Consider the following 17950-nt stretch of genomic DNA (forward strand, 5'->3'; position numbering starts at 1 on the left):
CACCGACAAGCCGGTCATGGTGCTGGCGGCCGGCGGGCTGATCTCGCTGCTGCTGTTCGGCGTGGTGTGGTCGCTGTCGACGACGCGGGCGCGCGCCATGCAGCTGGCCTCCGACATGACGCTGTCGCTGCGCCGGCGCGAGGCGGAGCTGCACCACTTCTTCACCCAGGCGCCGGTCGGCATCCTGATCCTCGACGCCGAGGGGCGGGTGCTCGACTGCAACCCGATGATCGGGCGCTTCATGGGCGCGCCGCCCGAGCAGGTGATCGGCTTCAACATGATCACCGACGCGCGCGACCAGTCGCTCGCCCCGGCGATCCGCCGCGCCGCCACCGGCGAGCCGGTGGAGATCGAGACGCAGTACATCTCCACGCTGGGCAACAAGTCCGGCTACTACCACGTCCATTTCCAGCCGGTGTCCCGCGACAACACGCTGATGTTCGTCCTCGCCTTCGTGGACGACGTGACCGAGCGCAAGGCGGCCGAGCAGCGCGTGCACTACCTGGCGCACTACGACGCACTGACCGGTCTGCCGAACCGCACGCTGCTGCAGGACCGGCTCGGCCACGCGATCACCGCGGCGAAGCGGTCGAACGGCACGGTGGCGGTGCTGTTCCTCGACCTCGACCACTTCAAGGTGATCAACGACTCGCTCGGCCACACCATCGGCGACGAGGTGCTGAAGGACGTGGCGGTGCGCCTCCAGCAGGCGCTGCGCGAGGTGGACACGGTCGGCCGGCTGGGCGGCGACGAGTTCATCATCGTGCTGCCCGACGCCGGCAACGCCGCCGAGGTGGCCCGCGTCGCCGCGCGCATCCTCGACTGCGTGTGCGAGCCGATGCGCATCAAGGACCGCGACTTCACCATCTCGCCGTCCATCGGCATCAGCCTGTACCCCGGCGACGGCGAGGACGGCGAGCGGCTGATCAAGAACGCCGACGCCGCCATGTACCAGGCGAAGGCCGCCGGCCGGCACGCGTTCCGCTTCTTCACCACCTCCATGGACGCGCAGCTCAACGAGCGCCTGAACCTGGAGGCCAACATCCGCCGCGCCCTCGACCTCGGCGAGTTCCGCCTGCACTACCAGCCGCAGATCGAGCTGGGTTCCGGCCGGGTGACCGGGCTGGAGGCGCTGATCCGCTGGGCGCACCCGGACCTGGGCATGGTGCCGCCGGGCCGCTTCATCCCGGTGGCGGAGGAGAGCGGCCAGATCGCCGCCATCAGCCTGTGGGTCCTCGACGAGGCGTGCCGGCAGGCCAAGCTGTGGCAGGCCGAGGGGCTGCCCCTGCAGCGCGTCGCGGTGAACGTCTCCGCCCTGCAGTTCCGCTCCGCCGACCTGCCGGGCCAAGTCAGCGCCGCGCTGTCGCGCCACGGCCTGCCGCCCTGGTGCCTGGAGCTGGAGGTCACCGAGGGCGCGCTGATCCGCAACGTCGACATGGCGATCCTGATCCTGAAGTCGCTGAAGGAGATGGGGGTCAAGGTCTCCATCGACGATTTCGGCACGGGATACTCCAGCCTGAGCTACCTCCAGCGCTTCCCGGTGGACACGCTGAAGATCGACCGCTCCTTCGTGAACGACGTGCCGACCGACCAGAACGACGCGGCCATCGTCAAGGCGATCATCGGCCTGGGCAGCAGCCTGGGCCTGACCGTCATCGCCGAAGGGGTGGAGACGGAGCCGCAGCTGGACTTCCTGCGCCGGCACGGCTGCCACGGCGCGCAGGGTTACCTGTTCAGCCCGCCCATGTCGGCCGAGGACGCCACCCGCTTCCTGCGCACCCGCCCGGCCATGGCGGCGGCGGACGACTGACCGCACAGGTTGCGGTTACGGTGCCGCCACGCTATGCAGGCGTGAAGCACCCCCGCCGCCCACGGTTCCCGCCATGCTCGACGCCTTCTACGCCCTGCCCCTGTGGGAACTGGCGCTCGTGATCTTCGCGGGCTTCCTGCTGCTCGCGGCGTGCGTGGACCTGCTGCTGGGGCTGCTGCAGCCGACGCGCGTCGGCCGGGCGGCGACGGGGCTGACCAACAACACCCACCAGCTCGTCGCCACGCTGACGGCGCTGGTGATGGCTTTCCTGGCGTCCAGCGTGTGGACCGACGGCAACGAGGCGCGCAACGCCGTGCGCAGCGAGGCGCGGGCCCTGCGGCAGGCGGTGGAACTGTCCGTCAAGCTGCCGCCGCCCGTGCGCGACGACTTCCTGGCGGCGGCGCAGACCTATGTGGACGCCATCATCACCCAGGAATGGCCGGCCATGGTGGCGGGATCGTCGAGCCCGGTGGTGCGCGGCGAGCGGATGCGCATGGTCGGCATCGTCGCCGAGGCCGACATCGCGGACGAGCGCGACACCTCGCTGCACCGCTGGATGATGGACGCGCTGGACCACGCGGCGGAGGCGCGGGCGCGGCGGCTGGACCTTGCCGGGCACGGCATCACGCCGATCAAGTGGCTGGTGGTCATCGTGCTGGCGACGGTGACGCTGCTGACCGTCGGCTTCTGCCACATCGACAAGCCGGGGGCGCGGCGCATCGCGCTGACGCTCTATGCCACCGCGGTGTCGGCGATGGTGTTCCTGATCTACTCGCACGACCGCCCCTTCACCGGCGAGATCCAGGTGGACCCCGCCCCGCTGCTGCGCGCCGTGCAGGCGCCGGGAGTGTGAAGGGCGCGGGGCCCCCTCCCGCCCGCTTACGCGGGCACCCTCCCCCTCTTCGAGGTGGAGGGCAGAGCGGCGGCAGTCCCCTCCACCGCCCATGGCGGGGGAGGGTTTGGGAGGGGGCAACAGTTCCCGCCCCCTCACCCCCCGGACAGCAGCCGTTCCGCCTCCGCCAGATCCTCGGGGCGGTTGGTGTTGAAGAAGGGGTCGACGTGGGCAATGGGGAAGTCCGCCACCGCCAGCCTGTAGCGGCCGGTCCAGGCGTCGACCTTGCGCACGCCCTCCTCCACCATGGCGCGCCGCAGATCATCCGCAAGGCGCAGCGGCCACAGGCCGAACACCGGGTGGTCCTGCCCGCCGGACCGGGCGCAGGCGAGGTCGGCGCCCTCCGCCACCACCGCCTGCATCAGCCGGGCGACGAGGTCGGAGGGGAGGAACGGCGCGTCGGTGGCGAAGCTGGCCAGCCACTGGCAATCCGGCGCGTTCGCCCTGGCCCACTCCATCCCGGTCAGCACGCCGGCCAGCGGGCCGGCGTAGCCCTCCACCACGTCCGGCGCCACCGGCAGGCCGTAGGCGGCGAAGCGCGCCGGGTCGCCGTTGGCGTTCAGCACCAGGGGACCGATCTGCGGGCGCACCACGTCGACGATGCGGTCCAGGATGGGACGGCCGCCCAGCAGGCGCAGGTTCTTGTCGCCGCCGCCCATGCGGCGCGACAGGCCGCCGGCCAGCAACACACCCGCGATCGGATCGGCGATCGGGTCAGTCATCGTCGCGGCTTCCCTTGCGCTGGTGCTCGCGCCCCTCGTCCGGGCCGGCGGAGGCGTCGGCATCGTAGACGAGGCGGTCGGTGCCGGCCAGCGCGATGAAGCGCTTGCCCTTGGCGCGCCCGACCAGCGTCAGGTTGGCCTGCCGCGCCAGTTCCACCCCCCAGGCGGTGAAGCCGGAGCGCGACACCAGGATGGGGATGCGCATCTGCACCGTCTTGATCACCATCTCCGACGTCAGCCGGCCGGTGGTGTAGAAGATCTTGTCCTCCGGATCGACGCCGTGCAGGTGCATGTAGCCGCGCACCTTGTCCACCGCGTTGTGGCGGCCGACGTCCTCCATGTAGACCAGCGGGCGGTCGCCCCGGCACAGCACGGCGCCGTGGATGGCGCCGGCCTCCAGGTACAGGCTGGGCGTCAGGTTGATCGCCTTGGACAGCGCGTAGATCCAGGACGTGCGCAGGCGCGCCGTGGCGCTGAGCGTCACCGTCTCGAACACCTCCATCACGTCGCCGAAGGCGGTGCCCTGGGCGCAGCCGGAGGTGAGCGTCTTCTTGCGCAGCTTTTCCTGGTAGTCGGTGCGCCGCTCCGTGCGGACGACGACGATCTCGGTCTCCTCGTCGTGGTCGATGCCGGTGATGCGGTCGTCCGGCTTCAGCATGTTCTGGTTCAGCAGGTAGCCGACCGCCAGGTATTCCGGGTAGTCGGCGATGGTCATCATGGTGACGACCTCCTGCCCGTTGAGGAACAGGGTCAGCGGCCGTTCCACCGTGACGGCGGTCTCGACCGGCTTGCCCTCCTGGTCGAGGCCGGACACGCGCTGCGTCAGCCGCGGGTCGGCCGGATTCGGCCGTATGGCGAATTCTTCGGAGTCCATAGGAACAGTGTGGGGCCGCGCCTTTGGTACCGCAAGGGGGGAAGGCGCCTTGTAAAGGATGCAGGAAAACGGCATAAGCGTGCAGGAGCCATCATGCACGAATTCGCCGCCGCCTTCGCCACCGCATTGCGCCTGATCGGGACGCTGGACCCGGATCTGGTGGAGATCGTGGGGCTGTCGCTGCGCGTCAGCCTGTCGGCGGTGCTGGCGGCGGCGCTGGTCGGGCTGCCGCTGGGCGCGGCGCTGGCGGCGTTCCGATTCCCCGGCCGGCGCGTGGTGGTGGTGGCGCTGAACGCCATGATGGGGCTGCCGCCGGTGGTGGTGGGGCTGGTGCTGTACCTGCTGCTGTCGCGTTCCGGCCCGTTCGGCGCGCTGGGACTGCTGTTCACGCCCACCGCCATGATCGCCGCGCAGGCGGTGCTGATCACGCCCATCGTCGCCGCACTGACGCGGCAGACGGTGGAGGACCTGCTGGTCGAGTACGACGACCTGCTGCGCGTGCTGGGCACCGGACCGTTCCACACCATCGCCACGCTGCTGATGGAGGCGCGCGTCAGCCTGGCCACCACGGTGCTGGCCGGCTTCGGCCGCGCCTCGGCCGAGGTGGGGGCGGTGATGATCGTCGGAGGCAACATCGACCACGTCACCCGCGTGATGACCACCGCCATCGCGCTGGAGACCAGCAAGGGCGACCTGCCGCTGGCGCTCGGCCTCGGCCTGATCCTGATCGTCCTGTCGCTGGCGGTGAACGCCGCCGTCAGCATCATCCGCGACTCCGCCCGCGGGTCGTTCGTCTGACCACGATTCGTCTGACCAAGAGAGGAAGGGAGAGAGACGCCCATGCTTCGCCGCACCTTCATCGCCGCCGCCGTGGCGGCCGCCGCGCTGGCGGCACTGCCGCACACCGCGTCCGCGGCCGATCGCTTCATCACCGTGGCCTCGACCACCTCGACCGAGGATTCGGGACTGTTCAAGTACCTGCTGCCGCTGTTCACGGCGAAGACCGGCGTCGAGGTGCGGGTGGTGTCGAAGGGCACCGGACAGGCCATCGACATGGCCAGGCGCGGCGACGCCGACGTGCTGCTGGTGCACCACAAGCCGTCGGAGGAGAAGTTCGTCGCCGAGGGCTTCGGCGTGAAGCGCCTGCCGGTGATGTACAACGACTTCGTGGTGGTCGGGCCGAAGGCCGACCCGGCCGGCATCAAGGGCCTGAAGGACGTGTCCAAGGCGCTGGCCCGCGTCGCCGGGGCCAAGGCGCCGTTCGTGTCGCGCGGCGACGACAGCGGCACCCACAAGGCCGAGCAGACGCTGTGGAAGGCCGCAGGCATCGACCCGGCGGCCGCACCCGGCGGCTGGTACAAGGCGCTGGGCCAGGGCATGGGGGCGACGTTGAACGCGGCCGCCGCCATGGACGCCTACACGGTGGCCGACCGCGGCACGTGGCTGAGCTTCAAGAACCGCGCCGGGCTGGACGTGGTGGTGGAGGGCGACCAGCGGCTGTTCAACCAGTACGGCGTGATCCTGGCCAACCCGCAGAAGTTCCCGCACGTCAAGGCGGCGGAGGGCCAAGCCTTCATCGACTGGCTGGTCTCGTCCGACGGGCAGAAGGCCATCGCCGACTTCAAGATCAACGGCGACCGCCTGTTCTTCCCCAACGCCAACGAACCGGGGGCGTGACGGGACGTGCATGACGTTGGGTTTTCGGCTTCGGCCTCAACCCAACCTACGGCGTCACCGTAGGTTGGGTTGAGCGCCAGCGAAAACCCAACATCCGCGGCGGCTCACCCCGCCCGGACGCGGGCGATGAAGGCGTCGACCTGCTGGTGCAGGCGGCCGGATTCGCGGGACAGGCCGCCGGCGGCGTCCAGGACCTGGGTGGCGGCGGCGCCGGCTTCCTCGGCGGCGCGGCTGACGCCGGTGATGTTGTCCGACACCTCCTGCGTGCCCTGGGCGGCCTGCTGGACGTTGCGGCCGATCTCCTGCGTGGCGGCGGACTGCTCCTCCACCGCGGCGGCGATGGCGCCGGCGATGTCGCTGACCTGGGCGATGGTGCGGCCGATGTTGCGGATCGCCTCCACGGCACCGGTGGTGGCGGCCTGGATGGCGGTGATCTGCTGGGTGATGTCCTCGGTCGCCTTGGCCGTCTGGTTGGCGAGCTGCTTGACCTCGCTGGCCACGACGGCGAAGCCCTTGCCGGCTTCGCCCGCGCGGGCGGCCTCGATGGTGGCGTTCAGCGCCAGCAGGTTGGTCTGGCTGGCGATGGACTGGATCAGGCTGACCACGTCGCCGATCTTCTGCGCGGCGGTGGCGAGGCCCTCCATGGTGCTGTTGGTCTTGTCGACCTCGCCCACCGCCTCCGACGCCATGCGGGACGACAGCGCGATGCGCTCGTTGATCTCGGCGATGGAGTGCGCCAGCTCCTCCGCCGCGGCGGCGACGGTCTGCACGTTGGCCGAAGCCTGGTCGGCGGCGGCGGCGACCGCCACGGCCTGCCGGTCGGCCTCCTCGGCGATGGCGGACAGGCCCTGGGCGTTGGCGCGCATGTGCTCGGACTGCGCCGCCACGCCGCGCACCACGCCGCCGACGGTGCTCTCGAACCCGTCGGCCAGCCGGTTCAGCTCCTGCCGGCGCTGCTCGGCGGCGCGGCGCTCCTCCTGGCGGCGCTGCTCCTCCATCTCGGCCATGCGCAGCGCGTTCTCCTTGAAGAGCTGGAGGGCGGCGGCGATGGCGCCGACCTCGTCGCTGCGGCCGCGGTCGCTCACCTCCACCGCGTGGTTGCCGGAGGTCAGCGCCTGGATCGTCGCGATGGCGCGCTTCAGCGGCTTGCCCACCACCTCGCGGCTGACCAGCCACAGCGCTGCCAGCAGCACGGCCAGCAGCCCGGCGCCACCGGCCAGGATGAAGTTGCGCAGCTCCACCTTCGGGATCTCGACCCGGTTCAGCGGCAGGTTGACCAGGATCGACCACGGCGTGCCCGACGCACCGACGGTGACCGGCAGGAACAGCTGCTTCACCTCCGTCTGCAGGCTGGCGGAGACGGAGAAGTGCTCGTACGGCTGGCCGGCGCGGATGGCCGGCTTGACGGCGGTCAGGCGCGGGTTGGTCTCCTCGATCGGCTTGCCCAGGTGCGCGGTGTTGCTGTAGGCGGCCCACAGGCCGCCGTTGGAGATCAGGAAGACCGATCCCGTCTCGAAGGGCTTGGCCGTCTTCAGCAGGTTCCAGATGCCGTCGGTGGAGATGTCGACACCCGCCGCGCCGACGAAGCGGCCGTCGCGCATGATGGGCACCACCAGCGACATCATCAGGATCTGCTTGCCGCCCGCGGTGTAGAGGTAGGGCTCGACCACCACCTCCTTCTGCGTGCGCTTGGCGGTCTGGTAATAGGCGCCGTCGGGGCCGGGATCGTCGTAGGCGACCAGGGGCTCCACCGCCACGGTGCCCGTCGCGCGGTTCCAGTAGGGCAGGAAGCGGCCGGTGGCGTCGCTACCGGTGGTGTTGACGAAGGCCGCGTCCTTGCCGTCCAGCGCGTTCGGCTCCATGCCGACCCAGACGCCCAACAGGCCGGGGTTCGCCTCGGTGATGGCCTTCAGCCAGGCGTTCAGCTTGTCGCGGTCGGTGCTGCCGGTCTTCAGGAAGCTGGCCAGGGACGTGGCGATGAAGCGGCTGGTGTCCATCGCGTCGTTCAACTCGCGCTGCACCATGGCGGCGTAGCGGTAGCCGAGCTGTTCGCCCTCGCGGAACGACAGCGTGTCGGTGTCGGACCCGCTCTTGGCGGTGATGACCATCACGCCGGCCCCCAGCCCGATGGTCGTCACCAGGCCGATCACGACGAGCAGCTTGGTGACCAGCGATAACCTGCCGAACGACATCTGACGCACTCCCCCATTATGTTTATTCCCGTGATAGTAGGGGCAGACCCTTTCTAATCGGTTAAGAGACTAGACAGGTATGATGTCAACTAAATTTTAGGGGATGAGGACTGGTGCTCCGCCTGATGGCTGGTCTATCGGCGTATCTACCGGCGTGGTTTTGCGCGCGCGGTGGGCTCGGCCTGCATGGGGTCGTCGGGCCAGTAGTGCTTGGGGTACTGGCCCTTCAGGTCGGCCTTCACCGCCTTGTAGGCGTTGGTCCAGAAGCTGGCGAGGTCGCGGGTGACCTGCACCGGCCGCCGCGCGGGGGACAGCAGGTGCAGCAGCAGCGGCACCCGGCCGCCGGCGATGCGCGGCGTCTCGGCCAGCCCGAACATCTCCTGCAGCCGCACGGCCAGCACCGGCTCCTCCCCGTCGTAATCAATGGGGACGCGCGATCCGCTGGGCACCTCCACGTGCGTCGGCGCCTCCGCCTCCAGGCGCTTCTGCATGGCCCAGGGCAGCAGCCCGCGCACCGCGCTGCCGAGGTCGATCCGGTCCAGGTGCGCGCGGCGCGACACGCCGGACAGGAACGGCGCCAGCCACTCCTCCAGCGTCTCCATCAGCGCGGCGTCGGACACGTCCGGCCACTCCTCTCCCTCCCGGCGGCGCAGGAACCCGACGCGCGCCTGCCACTTGCGCAGCTCGTCGGTCCACGGCAGGCAGGCGAGACCCATTTCGCGGACGCCCTGCAACATGGCCGCCGCCACCGCCTCGGCCGGCGGGTCGGGCAGGCGCTTGTCCTCCAGCGCCAGCGCGAACAGCATGCGGCGGCGGCGCGCCAGCACCGTCTGTTCCCGCCCGTCCCAGGCGACGACGGTCTCGTCGCGGATCTGTCCGGCGAAGGCGTCCTCCAGCTCCGCCCGCGTCACCGGGGCGGCCAGGAAGATGCGCGCCTCGCGCGCCGCACCGTCCAGGTCGGCCACCGCCAGCCAGTCCTCCGCCGACAGCGGCTCCGGCTGGGCGAAGAAGGCGCCGCGGCCGTTGGACAGGCGGTACTGCGCCGCCTGCCCGCCGGCCCCGCCACCACCCGAACGCCGCTGGCCGATGCGGTCGGGGTAAGCCAGCGCCACCAGCAGCCCGGTCGATCCCACGTCACCCTCGTCGGCGTTGACGCGCAGCTGCCGCATCCACTGGCGGGACTGCTTCAGCGCCTGCTGCGCCCCGCCGCGCTCCACATGCAGGCCGCGGCCCGCGCGCAGCCGTCCCTTATCATCCAGGCCGCGCAGCAGCTCCACGCGCAGGCGCAGGTCGCTGTCGCGGAAGCCCGGCTGCGCCTTGACGATGTCGCGCTCGCCCAGCAGGGCGGCCACCTGGCAGGCCAGCCCGCCCAGGCCCCGCTCCTTGCCCGCCAGCATCATGTGCGACAGGCGCGGGTGCACGCCGAAGCCGGCCATGCGGCGGCCGTGCGCGGTCACCGCACCGCCCGCGTCCAGCGCCCCCAGCTCGCGCAGCAACTCGCGCGCCTGCGCCATGGCGGATGCGGGCGGCGGGTCGAGCCACGCCAGGGCGTTGGCGTCGGCGACGCCCCACATGGCCAGCTCCAACGCCAGCGGGGCGAGGTCGGCGTCCAGGATCTCCGGCGCGGTGAAGGGCGGCAGCGCCCGGTGCGCCGGCTCCGGCCACAGGCGGTAGCACACGCCCGGCTCCAGGCGGCCGGCGCGGCCCCGGCGCTGCTCGGCCGAGGCTTGCGACACCTTCGCCGTCACCAGCCGCGTCATGCCGCTGCGCGGGTCGAAGCGCGGCACGCGCATCAGCCCGCTGTCGACCACCACGCGGATGCCCTCGATGGTCAGGCTGGTCTCGGCGATGGGGGTGGCGATCACCACCTTGCGCAGCCCCGGCGGCGTCGGGCCGATGGCGCGGTCCTGCGCGTCCGCCGGCAGGTCGCCGTACAGCGGGGCGAGGTGGACGTCCGGCCCCAGGTTCGCCCCTTCCAACAGCGCCTGGACGCGGCGGATCTCCCCCGCGCCGGGCAGGAAGACCAGCACGTTGCCGCTCTCCTCCGCCAGCGCGCGCCGCACGGTGGCGGCCACCGCGTCCTCGATGCGGGTGCCCGGCGGCGGGGCGTCCAGGTGGCGGGTTTCCACGGGGAAGGCGCGGCCCTCGCTGGTCACCATGGGCGCACCGCCCAGCAGCGCCGCCACCGGCGCCCCGTCCAGCGTCGCCGACATGACGCACAGCCGCAGATCGTCGCGCAGCGCGCCGCGCGCCTCCAGGCACAGCGCCAAGGCCAGATCGCTGTCGATGCCGCGCTCGTGGAACTCGTCGAACAGGACCGCACCCACCTCCTCGATGGCGGGGTCGTCCTGCAGCTGGCGCAGGAACAGGCCGTCGGTCACCACCTCGATGCGCGTCTTCGGCCCCACCTTGGTGTCCAGGCGTACGCGGTAGCCGACCGTCTGCCCCACGCTCTCGCCCAGCATCGCCGCCATCCGCCGCGCGGCGGCGCGGGCGGCGAGGCGGCGCGGCTCCAGCACGATGATCTTGCGCCCCGCCAGCCAGGGCTGGTCCAGCAGCGCCAGCGGCACGCGCGTGGTCTTGCCGGCCCCCGGCGGGGCCTGCAGCACGGCCAGCCCGCGCGCGGCCAGCGCGGACAGCAGTTCGGGAAGGACGGGATCGATCGGCAGGGACGGCATGCTCATGGCCGCCTTTGCTGGCGCGAAACGGCGGCGAAATCAATGGGGAAGCGCGCGGCATACGCGTACGAAATGGTTGATGGAGGAAACTAAGTTTCGGGATGACAGCAAGGATTGCTCTGCTACCATGCCCGCCGCTGTCGCCATTTGGCTGGTCCAGGTTCCCGCTATGCGTGTCGTGAAGAGCAAAAATTTCTCGCCAATTTTGGATTCCATTCTGTTCGGCGGGTCCAGCGTGGCGATGAACCTGATCGATTTGTCGCGCAAGGCGCCGGTCGAAAAGCGTTTGTTTGCAGCACAGGGCCTGAACAGCGCCATCCTCTTCAAATACCCGAACTTCCCCGAACAGATGCCGACCAGCGCGCCGCGCGGCTGGGCCGGCGGCGAGGTGGAGGAGGAGGACTTCCGCCCCATCGAGACCGGCATCTACGTCCCCTACGACAGCGACCACCCGCGCGCCGGCGGCTCCGCCATCTACCTGCGGCAGAAGAACTGCGAGGCGCTGCTCCAGGAATACCTGGGCCTCGCGTCGGAGGTGGAGCGCGAGGACCTGAGGCGCGACGTGCGCATCCTCGACCTGCTCGACACCGTGCCGTCGCTCGACCCCTTCCTGGTGAAGGACTGCCTGGACGCCAACCGCATCGGCTTCGACCCCGAATACCTCCAGCTCGACCCGCAGGAGGTGCGGCGCATCCGGCAGGCCATCTCCATCAAGATCACCGAGATCATCGAGAAGGCCTTCGCCGCCGGCAACCGCACGGTGAAGGACAAGGAGCGGCTGGTCGAATCCCTGTGGGACCCCTCGCTGCCCGAGGCGCGCGACTTCATCACCGCCTTCGGCATCTCGCACGACGACGCGCCGCTGGTGTTCAGCGCCTGGAAGGGCATCACCTTCTACCAGGTGCAGCTGCAGATGCTGGCGCCCAAGGTGGCCGACGTGCTGCGCTGGTTCGCGTCCAAGGATTCCGTGCCCTTCGACGCCGCCATCAACCGCGCCTTCCTCGAACAGCTGGGCATGTACAAGGACCGCATCGTCAAGAAGCTGTCCTCCACGGCCGACGAGACGCGCACCATCATGAAGAGCTACGAGTCCTGCCACGTCGAATTCCTGGCGGGCAAGCCGAAGAACCTCGTGTCCTTCCTCAAGTCGTCGCGGCGCACCTACTGGATCCTGGCGCGCTGCATTTCGGCGCTGAACAGCACGGCGAACATCTTCTACACCGACGTCAAGCCGGCGCGCGGCAACCGCCTGTCGTTCGAGGAGGAGAACAACATGTTCCAGCGCCTCGACGTGGTGCTGAGCCGCAAGCGCGAGGCGCCAACAAGCTTTTAAGTTAGGGGGGCGAGCTTCTGACGTCGCCGCAGCGCAGCAAGAGGGGTGGGCGCGGGGGCCGCGACGCGCTATCGTAGGGCATCCCGGCCGATGTTCACTCACCCATCGGAGTTCCAGCGCTATGAACGACATCGGCGAGTTTCTTGCCCACGCCGTCAAACTCGAACACGAGGCGGCGACCCGCTTCGCCGACCTGGCCGAGGCGATGAAGAGCTACGGCAACACGGAGGTGGCGGCGTTCTTCTCGAAGATGGCCGAGTACTCGCGCAAGCACCTGGCCGAGGCGCGGGCGCGCTCCGGCTTCCGCGACATCCCCGACGTCACCCCCGAGTGGCCGGATGGCGAAAGCCCCGAGGCCACCTCGATGGAGGCGTCGCACTACCTGATGACGGTGGAATACGCGCTGTCGCTGGCCCTGGAGGGCGAGCGCCGCAGCCAGGCCTTCTACGCCGACATCGCCCGCGACACCACGGATCCCGAGGTGCGCATGGCGGCCGAGGAGTTCGCCGCCGAGGAGGCGGAGCACGTCGCCGCCCTGGAGGCCCTGGCCAGGAAGTACCCGGCCGCCGCGTAAGCCGCCGGGTGACAGAGGTTTCGGGGGACCGGCGACGCCTGCGTTGCCGGTCCCCCGACCCCTTGCGTCAGACCGGGCGGCCCGCGTTCTTGTCGCGCACCGGGCCCATCCGCTCCAGGCCCTGCTCGACGGTGATCTCTTCCCACTTGCTGCCGTCGAACGACTTGAAGGCCGTGTCGGCGAAGAAGTCGAGCTTGCCGGCGGTGTCCAGCTTCTTCAGATCGTTCTTGTCGACCTTCAGCAGGTCCAGCAGCTCGGCGTGCACCATCGCCTCGTCGATCGGCAGGATGTGCCAGGTGGCGTTGCCGATCTTGACCTTCGCCTTCTTGGGATAGTTGTCGACGAACAGGATGTAGACGCCCTCCGGGCCGACCTTGCCGGCCAGCAGCTCGGACAGCGGCACGATCTCCTCGAACGACAGCAGGAAGGCGGCGAAGAAGGCGATGTGCGGCTCGCCGGCATGGGCGACGGCCTGCACCTGATCGACGGCCAGATCGGGCGGGCGCTTCTCGCCGGCCTGGCTGATCGCCAGCTTGACGGCCAGGGTGCCACGGAAACCGAAGCGGCCCGGCTTGTGCGTCTTTTCCTTCAGGACGGGATTGATCAGGCGCTCTTCCGCCTCGAGCTGCGCAAAAGCCGTTTGGTCGATTGTGGTCATGCGAATAATCCGTGGTTGGTCAAGTCAGCACGCCGGGATCCTTGAAATATGCCGAAAGTTCGGCGCCGTCACAATAGAATCCGTCGAACGACACGACCGGCCCAACTAAATGCGGAGCGTCCTTTTGCGCAGCCGCCCGCATTTTCCGCATCTGCTTATTTAAATGGCATTTGAATGCTTTCCGGGCGATCTTTTGAATACCTTACCGTCGTGCTTTGTCTATGGCGCGTAGGGCGGCGCCCGCCCTACTTCAGTGACACGGACTCCACCATGGGCCCGCTCACGGCGGCGGCGATGCGCCCGGCCAGCCAGTCGGCATAGCCGGCCGCCGCCTCCGGCGTCATGTGGGCGAAGTCGCAGAAATCGTCGTCGGACCCGGTCGCCGGGGCGCGCCAGACCTCCAGGTCGGTCTCCGCCCGCACCCGCGCCAGGGCGCCCGGCAGGTAGGCGTTGCCGGCGCCGTACACGCGCTCCTCCACCGCGCGCGGGCCGGCGATCGGCAGCAGCGCCACGCGCGCGCCGGCGGCGCGCAGCCGGTCGACGGCGGCCCGCACCCGCGCGAAGGCCGGGCTGTCGGCGCGGAAGTCGGCGGTGGCCGCGGCCTGCTCCAGGAAGGCGTCGAGGTTCGCCCGCGCGGCCCAGCCCGGATCGTCGCGCCGCGCGCAGGGGCGGGCGTACTGCATGGCGACCTGGTCGGGCAGGTAGGGCCGCCCCTCCGCCACCGCGCCGTACAGCACGTCGAGATAGGCCTGATAGGAAGCCAGCGCCCGCCGTTCGCGGAACAGCAGGTCGAGGTCGAGCAGCACCAGCGCCGGCTTCAGCGCCACCAGCCGGTCCAGCAGCGGCTCGAACGCGCCGATGTCGGCGGAATCGTGGACGATGCGCAGGAAGCCCAGCTTCGGCAGCCCGTGCCCCGCCGCCAGTTCGGCCATGCCGCCCTCGTCCAGCGTGGCGTGCCGCAGGCGCGAGCCGCCCAGCGCCACCACCACCGCACTGCCGGGATTGCGCCACGCGCGGTCGGCCATGGCGGCGATGCGGTGCTGGTTGAAGAAGACGAAGGGCTCGTCGTACAGCCGGTAGCCCACCCAGGTGGCGCCGAACCCGGCCAGCACCGGCGAGGCGAACAGCAGGGCCACGAGCGTGGCGACGAGGAGCCGGCGGCGGCGCGGCGCGGGGGCCGGCTCGTGGTTCGGGCATGAGGCGGGCATGCGAACCCCTTCAGGCGGCGGGAAGGAACCTGCCGCCGATAACGCCGCAGCACCACCCGCCGCTGCGCCGCCTGATGGGGTACCCCTTCACCGCTCCATTCGCTGGCCGCATGCCGGGCGCGAAATCTCTTGGTAACCTCGCCGCGCTAAGCTGTGCACGTGCCAGAGCCGAGGCGGCCATGACGACCGAGATCCGCACCTTCCAGATCCCCGACGCCACCCGCGAGGAGGCGCAGGCGGCGTTGTCCGCCTTCCTGCGCACCGTGGAGGTGCAGCGCATCGACACCGCCTACGCCGACGGCGCGTGGCGCATCCTGGTGCTCTACCAGGATCTCCGCCGCAAGGAGGAGGCGCTGCAGATCGAAACCGCCATCGCCGCCGCGCTGAACCTCTGGCGCGACCGGGTGGCGGCGCGCGACGGCGTGCCGCGCGAGAGCGTGCTGCCGGACGAACTGGTGCCGGACATCGCCCGCTTCGCCCCGACGACCGAGCACGAGCTGTCGATCATCGTCGGCACCCGCGGCTTCGACCTGGGCCCGCGCGGCGGCGAGATCGTGCAGGCCGTGCGCAGCACGCTGGACGAGCTGATCGATTGACAGCCGGGAACGGCCCGCCCTTCAGTGCGGCGGGTCGCCGGCGAACAGGCGCTGCACCAGGATGCGGCAGGCGCAGCCCACCGGGCAGGTGGCGCAGCCGCCGCGGTCGTGGCCGTGGCTTTCGCACACGCCGGCCTGCAGCACGCGCAGCTTGCCGATCAGCCGCGCCTTGGCGTCGGCCTGCAGGCGCTCCGAACTGTGCACCATGTGTATGGCGTCTTCCAGGATCCCCCGGTTCAGCTCCGGCATCCGCTGCGGCTCCTCCCACGAATGCCGGGAAGGTAAGCGGCCCGTGTTGCGGGCGTGTTGCAGGATCACGTGCAATTGCTTCGCAATTGTAACAAATCCGTCAGGAACGGGCCTATGGCAAGCCCGTCCGGCCGGTGCGGATTAGGCCCTTCGACGAGGATTCCGCATCGCACCAAAGACCGCGTCCCACCCGCCGTAAGCGCAATTCACCCGGCACGCCGCATCTGCGAGCATGGCCGGGCAGAGACGTTGCCGTTGCGTGAGGGTATCCGCCCGATGGTCGCCGATCAGAGCCGCCTGGACATTCCCGACTACCACGCCATCGCCCGCCAGCTCGCCGGCATCGGCGCCCAGGCGGCGGAGATGGCGGGCATCGTGGGCGACCCGCAGCTGCGGCAGCTGGCGCAGCGGCTGCGGGCCTGTGCCGCGGAGATGGAGCAGGACCTGTCCGGCGCGCCCCGGCGGCGCGGCGACTGGCGCCTGGGCCTTCTCGACCTGGGCCTTCCCGGCCTAGGCCTTCTCAACCTTCAGGGCGGCCCCGTCGGCACCGACCACGCGCACGCTGGCGCCGGCCGGCAGGTCGGGTCCCTCGACCGTCCATTGGGTATCGCCGACGGTGGCGCGGCCGCGGCCGTTGACGATGGGCGTGACCAGGGTGTGCACGGTGCCGACGTACTGCTCGGCCCGACGGTTGAGCCCCGGCCGGCCGTCGTCGCCCGTGGCGGGGCGGCGGGCGGCGGCGCGCGCGCCGATCACGGCGCCGATGGCCAGTGCCGCGAAGAGCAGGAACTGAAGTTGCCAGGACATCGCCGGGTAGGCCGCCAGCGCCAGCCCCACGGCACCCGCAGCGCCGCCTAGCCATAGGAGCGCCGCCCCCGTCGGCACCACCGTCTCGATGACGGCAAGCACCACGGCCAACACCCACCAGTGCCAGAACTCGATCATCGTCTGGGATCCTTGCCGATCCATCCGTGCCCGAAGTTCAATCGAGACACGGATGAACACGGATTATGACCGGATGAACACGGATAGAGAATAGAAACCCTTCTGTTCGCGCGGGCTCCTGGCGGAACACGACGGTGGGAAGCCATCCGTGTTCATCCGTGCCGTATCCGTGTTCATCCGTGTCTCTAAAAACAGGCTGAACGCGCGATCACCCCTGGCTCCACGGTCCCTTCGGCACGGCGGGGGCGGTGGGGGCGGCCGGTGGGGTGGGGCGGTTGGGGAAGGCGTCGCGGGCGATCTCGGCGATGCCGCCGATGGCGCCGATGACGTTCGCCGCCTCCAGCGGCAGGAACAGCACCTTCTGGTTCGGCGCCGACGCCATCGCCGTCAGCGCCTCGACATAGCGCTGGGCGACGAAGTAGTTGATGGCCTGCACGTTGCCGGCGGCGATCGCCTCCGACACCACGCGGGTAGCGGTCGCCTCGGCCTCCGCCTCGCGCTCGCGCGCTTCGGCGTCGCGGAAGGCGGCCTCGCGCCGCCCCTCGGCTTGCAGGATGGCGGCCTGCTTCTCGCCCTCGGCGCGCAGGATGGCGGCCTGGCGCTGGCCCTCGGCCTCCAGGATGGCGGCGCGGCGGTCGCGCTCGGCCTTCATCTGCCGGCCCATGCTGTCGACCAGGTCGCGCGGCGGCTGGATGTCGCGGATCTCGATCCGCGTCGCCTTGACGCCCCACGGCATGGTCGCCTCGTCCACCACGGTCAGGAGCTGGGCGTTGATCTTGTCGCGCTGGGACAGCAGCTCGTCCAGGTCCATCGATCCCATGACGGAGCGGATGTTGGTCATGGTCAGGTTCAGGATGGCGCGCTGCAGGTCGTTCACCTCGTACGACGCGCGGGCGGCGTCGATGACCTGGAAGAACACCACGCCGTCGGCCGTGACCATGGCGTTGTCCTTGGTGATGACCTCCTGCGACGGCACGTCGAGCACGGTTTCCATCATGCTCTGCCGCCGGCCGATCTGGTCGATGACGGGGATCAGCAGGTGCAGCCCCGGCGACAGCGTGCGCGTGTAGCGGCCGAACCGCTCCACCGTCCATTCCTGGCCCTGCGGCACCGTCTTGACGCCCATCAGCACCAGGACCAGCGCGAACGCCACCAGCGCCAGCACGAACAGCGTGAAACCGCCGAGTTCCGTCATTCTCCCGTTCCCCTGTGCCTCATTGACCCAGCACAGCCCCCAAGGGCTTCAGCGGTTCATGAGCATCGCACAGGATTTTAAGAATGGCGAGGATCGGCACGGCCAGCAGGGCGCCCGGAATGCCCCACATCCAGCCCCAGAACAGGATGGAGACGAACACCGCGATGGGGTTCAGCGACAGCCGCCTCCCCACGATCATCGGTGTCAGGAAATTGCCCTCCAGCGTGGTCAGCGCGACGAAGGCGACGGGCGGCAGCAGGATGGCGAACAGCCCTTCGAACGTCAGCGCAGAGACCAGGAACAGCACCGCCGTCATCACCGCCGGGCCGATGAACGGGATGTAGTTG

At 70.1% G+C, this 17950-nt stretch carries 17 protein-coding genes; 7 read left to right on the forward strand and 10 right to left on the reverse strand.

What is annotated here, in order from left to right; all coding sequences use genetic code 11:
• Together VED21_RS12335 and VED21_RS12340 are read left to right on the forward strand one after the other, a co-directional pair.
• Positions 1 to 1810, forward strand: a 1810-nt coding sequence (locus VED21_RS12335; RefSeq protein ID WP_324882659.1) for a putative bifunctional diguanylate cyclase/phosphodiesterase, incomplete at its 5' end; no start/stop codon positions are given.
• 73 nt (positions 1811 to 1883) lie between these two features.
• On the forward strand, positions 1884 to 2663 hold the full coding sequence (locus VED21_RS12340; protein ID WP_324882660.1) for a DUF4239 domain-containing protein: 780 nt from the start codon (positions 1884 to 1886) through the stop codon (positions 2661 to 2663).
• A 134-nt stretch (positions 2664 to 2797) separates the two neighbouring features.
• Here the strand turns inward: VED21_RS12340 and mobA are convergent, their stop codons facing one another.
• Together mobA and fdhD are read right to left on the reverse strand one after the other, a co-directional pair.
• Positions 2798 to 3424 (reverse strand): molybdenum cofactor guanylyltransferase MobA, encoded by a 627-nt coding sequence (mobA, locus tag VED21_RS12345; protein ID WP_324882661.1) that lies wholly within the window; start codon positions 3422 to 3424, stop codon positions 2798 to 2800.
• Positions 3417 to 4298 (reverse strand): formate dehydrogenase accessory sulfurtransferase FdhD, encoded by an 882-nt coding sequence (fdhD, locus tag VED21_RS12350; RefSeq protein ID WP_324882662.1) that lies wholly within the window; start codon positions 4296 to 4298, stop codon positions 3417 to 3419. The genes mobA and fdhD overlap by 8 nt, the downstream gene beginning before the upstream one ends.
• 93 nt (positions 4299 to 4391) lie before the next feature.
• Here fdhD and VED21_RS12355 point away from each other — a divergent pair, with 93 nt between their 5' ends.
• Both VED21_RS12355 and VED21_RS12360 read left to right on the forward strand, forming a co-directional pair.
• Entirely contained in the window at positions 4392 to 5096 is a 705-nt protein-coding gene (locus VED21_RS12355; protein WP_324882663.1) for an ABC transporter permease, read from the forward strand.
• Between the two features lie 42 nt (positions 5097 to 5138).
• Positions 5139 to 5975, forward strand: coding sequence for a substrate-binding domain-containing protein (locus tag VED21_RS12360; RefSeq protein ID WP_324882664.1), 837 nt, complete (start codon positions 5139 to 5141; stop codon positions 5973 to 5975).
• Between the two features lie 104 nt (positions 5976 to 6079).
• On the opposite strand, the gene VED21_RS12365 is transcribed toward VED21_RS12360, so the two are convergent.
• Both VED21_RS12365 and hrpB read right to left on the reverse strand, forming a co-directional pair.
• On the reverse strand, positions 6080 to 8167 hold the full coding sequence (locus tag VED21_RS12365) for a methyl-accepting chemotaxis protein (protein WP_324882665.1): 2088 nt from the start codon (positions 8165 to 8167) through the stop codon (positions 6080 to 6082).
• Positions 8168 to 8313: 146 nt separating this feature from the next.
• Positions 8314 to 10851, reverse strand: a complete 2538-nt coding sequence (hrpB, locus tag VED21_RS12370; protein WP_414638194.1) for an ATP-dependent helicase HrpB — start codon at positions 10849 to 10851, stop codon at positions 8314 to 8316.
• A gap of 229 nt (positions 10852 to 11080) precedes the next feature.
• On the opposite strand from hrpB, the gene VED21_RS12375 reads away from it, so the two are divergent.
• Both VED21_RS12375 and VED21_RS12380 read left to right on the forward strand, forming a co-directional pair.
• Entirely contained in the window at positions 11081 to 12178 is a 1098-nt protein-coding gene (locus VED21_RS12375) for a hypothetical protein (RefSeq protein ID WP_324882666.1), read from the forward strand.
• A 121-nt stretch (positions 12179 to 12299) separates the two neighbouring features.
• The gene (locus tag VED21_RS12380) at positions 12300 to 12752 is read left to right on the forward strand and encodes a ferritin family protein (RefSeq protein ID WP_324882667.1); all 453 of its coding nucleotides are present in this window, start codon (positions 12300 to 12302) and stop codon (positions 12750 to 12752) included.
• Between the two features lie 67 nt (positions 12753 to 12819).
• Here the strand turns inward: VED21_RS12380 and VED21_RS12385 are convergent, their stop codons facing one another.
• Both VED21_RS12385 and VED21_RS12390 read right to left on the reverse strand, forming a co-directional pair.
• Positions 12820 to 13410 carry a hypothetical protein gene (locus VED21_RS12385; protein WP_324882668.1) on the reverse strand — a complete coding sequence of 197 codons (591 nt, stop codon included), beginning with the start codon at positions 13408 to 13410 and terminating at the stop codon, positions 12820 to 12822.
• Between the two features lie 245 nt (positions 13411 to 13655).
• Positions 13656 to 14618, reverse strand: a complete 963-nt coding sequence (locus VED21_RS12390; RefSeq protein ID WP_324882669.1) for a hypothetical protein — start codon at positions 14616 to 14618, stop codon at positions 13656 to 13658.
• 179 nt (positions 14619 to 14797) lie between these two features.
• On the opposite strand from VED21_RS12390, the gene VED21_RS12395 reads away from it, so the two are divergent.
• Positions 14798 to 15214: an HRDC domain-containing protein gene (locus tag VED21_RS12395; RefSeq protein WP_324882670.1), complete on the forward strand. Its 417-nt coding sequence runs from the start codon at positions 14798 to 14800 to the stop codon at positions 15212 to 15214.
• 21 nt (positions 15215 to 15235) lie between these two features.
• On the opposite strand, the gene VED21_RS12400 is transcribed toward VED21_RS12395, so the two are convergent.
• From VED21_RS12400 to VED21_RS12415, 4 genes are all read right to left on the reverse strand, one after another.
• Positions 15236 to 15463: a hypothetical protein gene (locus VED21_RS12400; protein WP_324882671.1), complete on the reverse strand. Its 228-nt coding sequence runs from the start codon at positions 15461 to 15463 to the stop codon at positions 15236 to 15238.
• A 510-nt stretch (positions 15464 to 15973) separates the two neighbouring features.
• The gene (locus VED21_RS12405; RefSeq protein ID WP_324882672.1) at positions 15974 to 16408 is read right to left on the reverse strand and encodes an NfeD family protein; all 435 of its coding nucleotides are present in this window, start codon (positions 16406 to 16408) and stop codon (positions 15974 to 15976) included.
• 208 nt (positions 16409 to 16616) lie between these two features.
• Positions 16617 to 17603, reverse strand: a complete 987-nt coding sequence (locus VED21_RS12410) for an SPFH domain-containing protein (protein WP_324882673.1) — start codon at positions 17601 to 17603, stop codon at positions 16617 to 16619.
• A 19-nt stretch (positions 17604 to 17622) separates the two neighbouring features.
• On the reverse strand, positions 17623 to 17950 hold a 328-nt coding region (locus VED21_RS12415; protein ID WP_324882674.1), incomplete at its 5' end, for an AI-2E family transporter.

This window comes from Azospirillum sp. (genome assembly GCF_035627195.1).
In the GTDB taxonomy this organism is placed as follows: domain Bacteria; phylum Pseudomonadota; class Alphaproteobacteria; order Azospirillales; family Azospirillaceae; genus Azospirillum.

Coding starts and splice junctions, on each gene's coding strand:
- VED21_RS12340 (WP_324882660.1), top strand. CDS start 1,884: ATGCTCGACGCCTTCTACGCCCTGCCCCTGTGGGAACTGGCGCTCGTG.
- mobA (WP_324882661.1), bottom strand. CDS start 3,424: ATGACTGACCCGATCGCCGATCCGATCGCGGGTGTGTTGCTGGCCGGC.
- fdhD (WP_324882662.1), bottom strand. CDS start 4,298: ATGGACTCCGAAGAATTCGCCATACGGCCGAATCCGGCCGACCCGCGG.
- VED21_RS12355 (WP_324882663.1), top strand. CDS start 4,392: ATGCACGAATTCGCCGCCGCCTTCGCCACCGCATTGCGCCTGATCGGG.
- VED21_RS12360 (WP_324882664.1), top strand. CDS start 5,139: ATGCTTCGCCGCACCTTCATCGCCGCCGCCGTGGCGGCCGCCGCGCTG.
- VED21_RS12365 (WP_324882665.1), bottom strand. CDS start 8,167: ATGTCGTTCGGCAGGTTATCGCTGGTCACCAAGCTGCTCGTCGTGATC.
- hrpB (WP_414638194.1), bottom strand. CDS start 10,851: ATGAGCATGCCGTCCCTGCCGATCGATCCCGTCCTTCCCGAACTGCTG.
- VED21_RS12380 (WP_324882667.1), top strand. CDS start 12,300: ATGAACGACATCGGCGAGTTTCTTGCCCACGCCGTCAAACTCGAACAC.
- VED21_RS12385 (WP_324882668.1), bottom strand. CDS start 13,410: ATGACCACAATCGACCAAACGGCTTTTGCGCAGCTCGAGGCGGAAGAG.
- VED21_RS12390 (WP_324882669.1), bottom strand. CDS start 14,618: ATGCCCGCCTCATGCCCGAACCACGAGCCGGCCCCCGCGCCGCGCCGC.
- VED21_RS12395 (WP_324882670.1), top strand. CDS start 14,798: ATGACGACCGAGATCCGCACCTTCCAGATCCCCGACGCCACCCGCGAG.
- VED21_RS12400 (WP_324882671.1), bottom strand. CDS start 15,463: ATGCCGGAGCTGAACCGGGGGATCCTGGAAGACGCCATACACATGGTG.
- VED21_RS12405 (WP_324882672.1), bottom strand. CDS start 16,408: ATGATCGAGTTCTGGCACTGGTGGGTGTTGGCCGTGGTGCTTGCCGTC.
- VED21_RS12410 (WP_324882673.1), bottom strand. CDS start 17,603: ATGACGGAACTCGGCGGTTTCACGCTGTTCGTGCTGGCGCTGGTGGCG.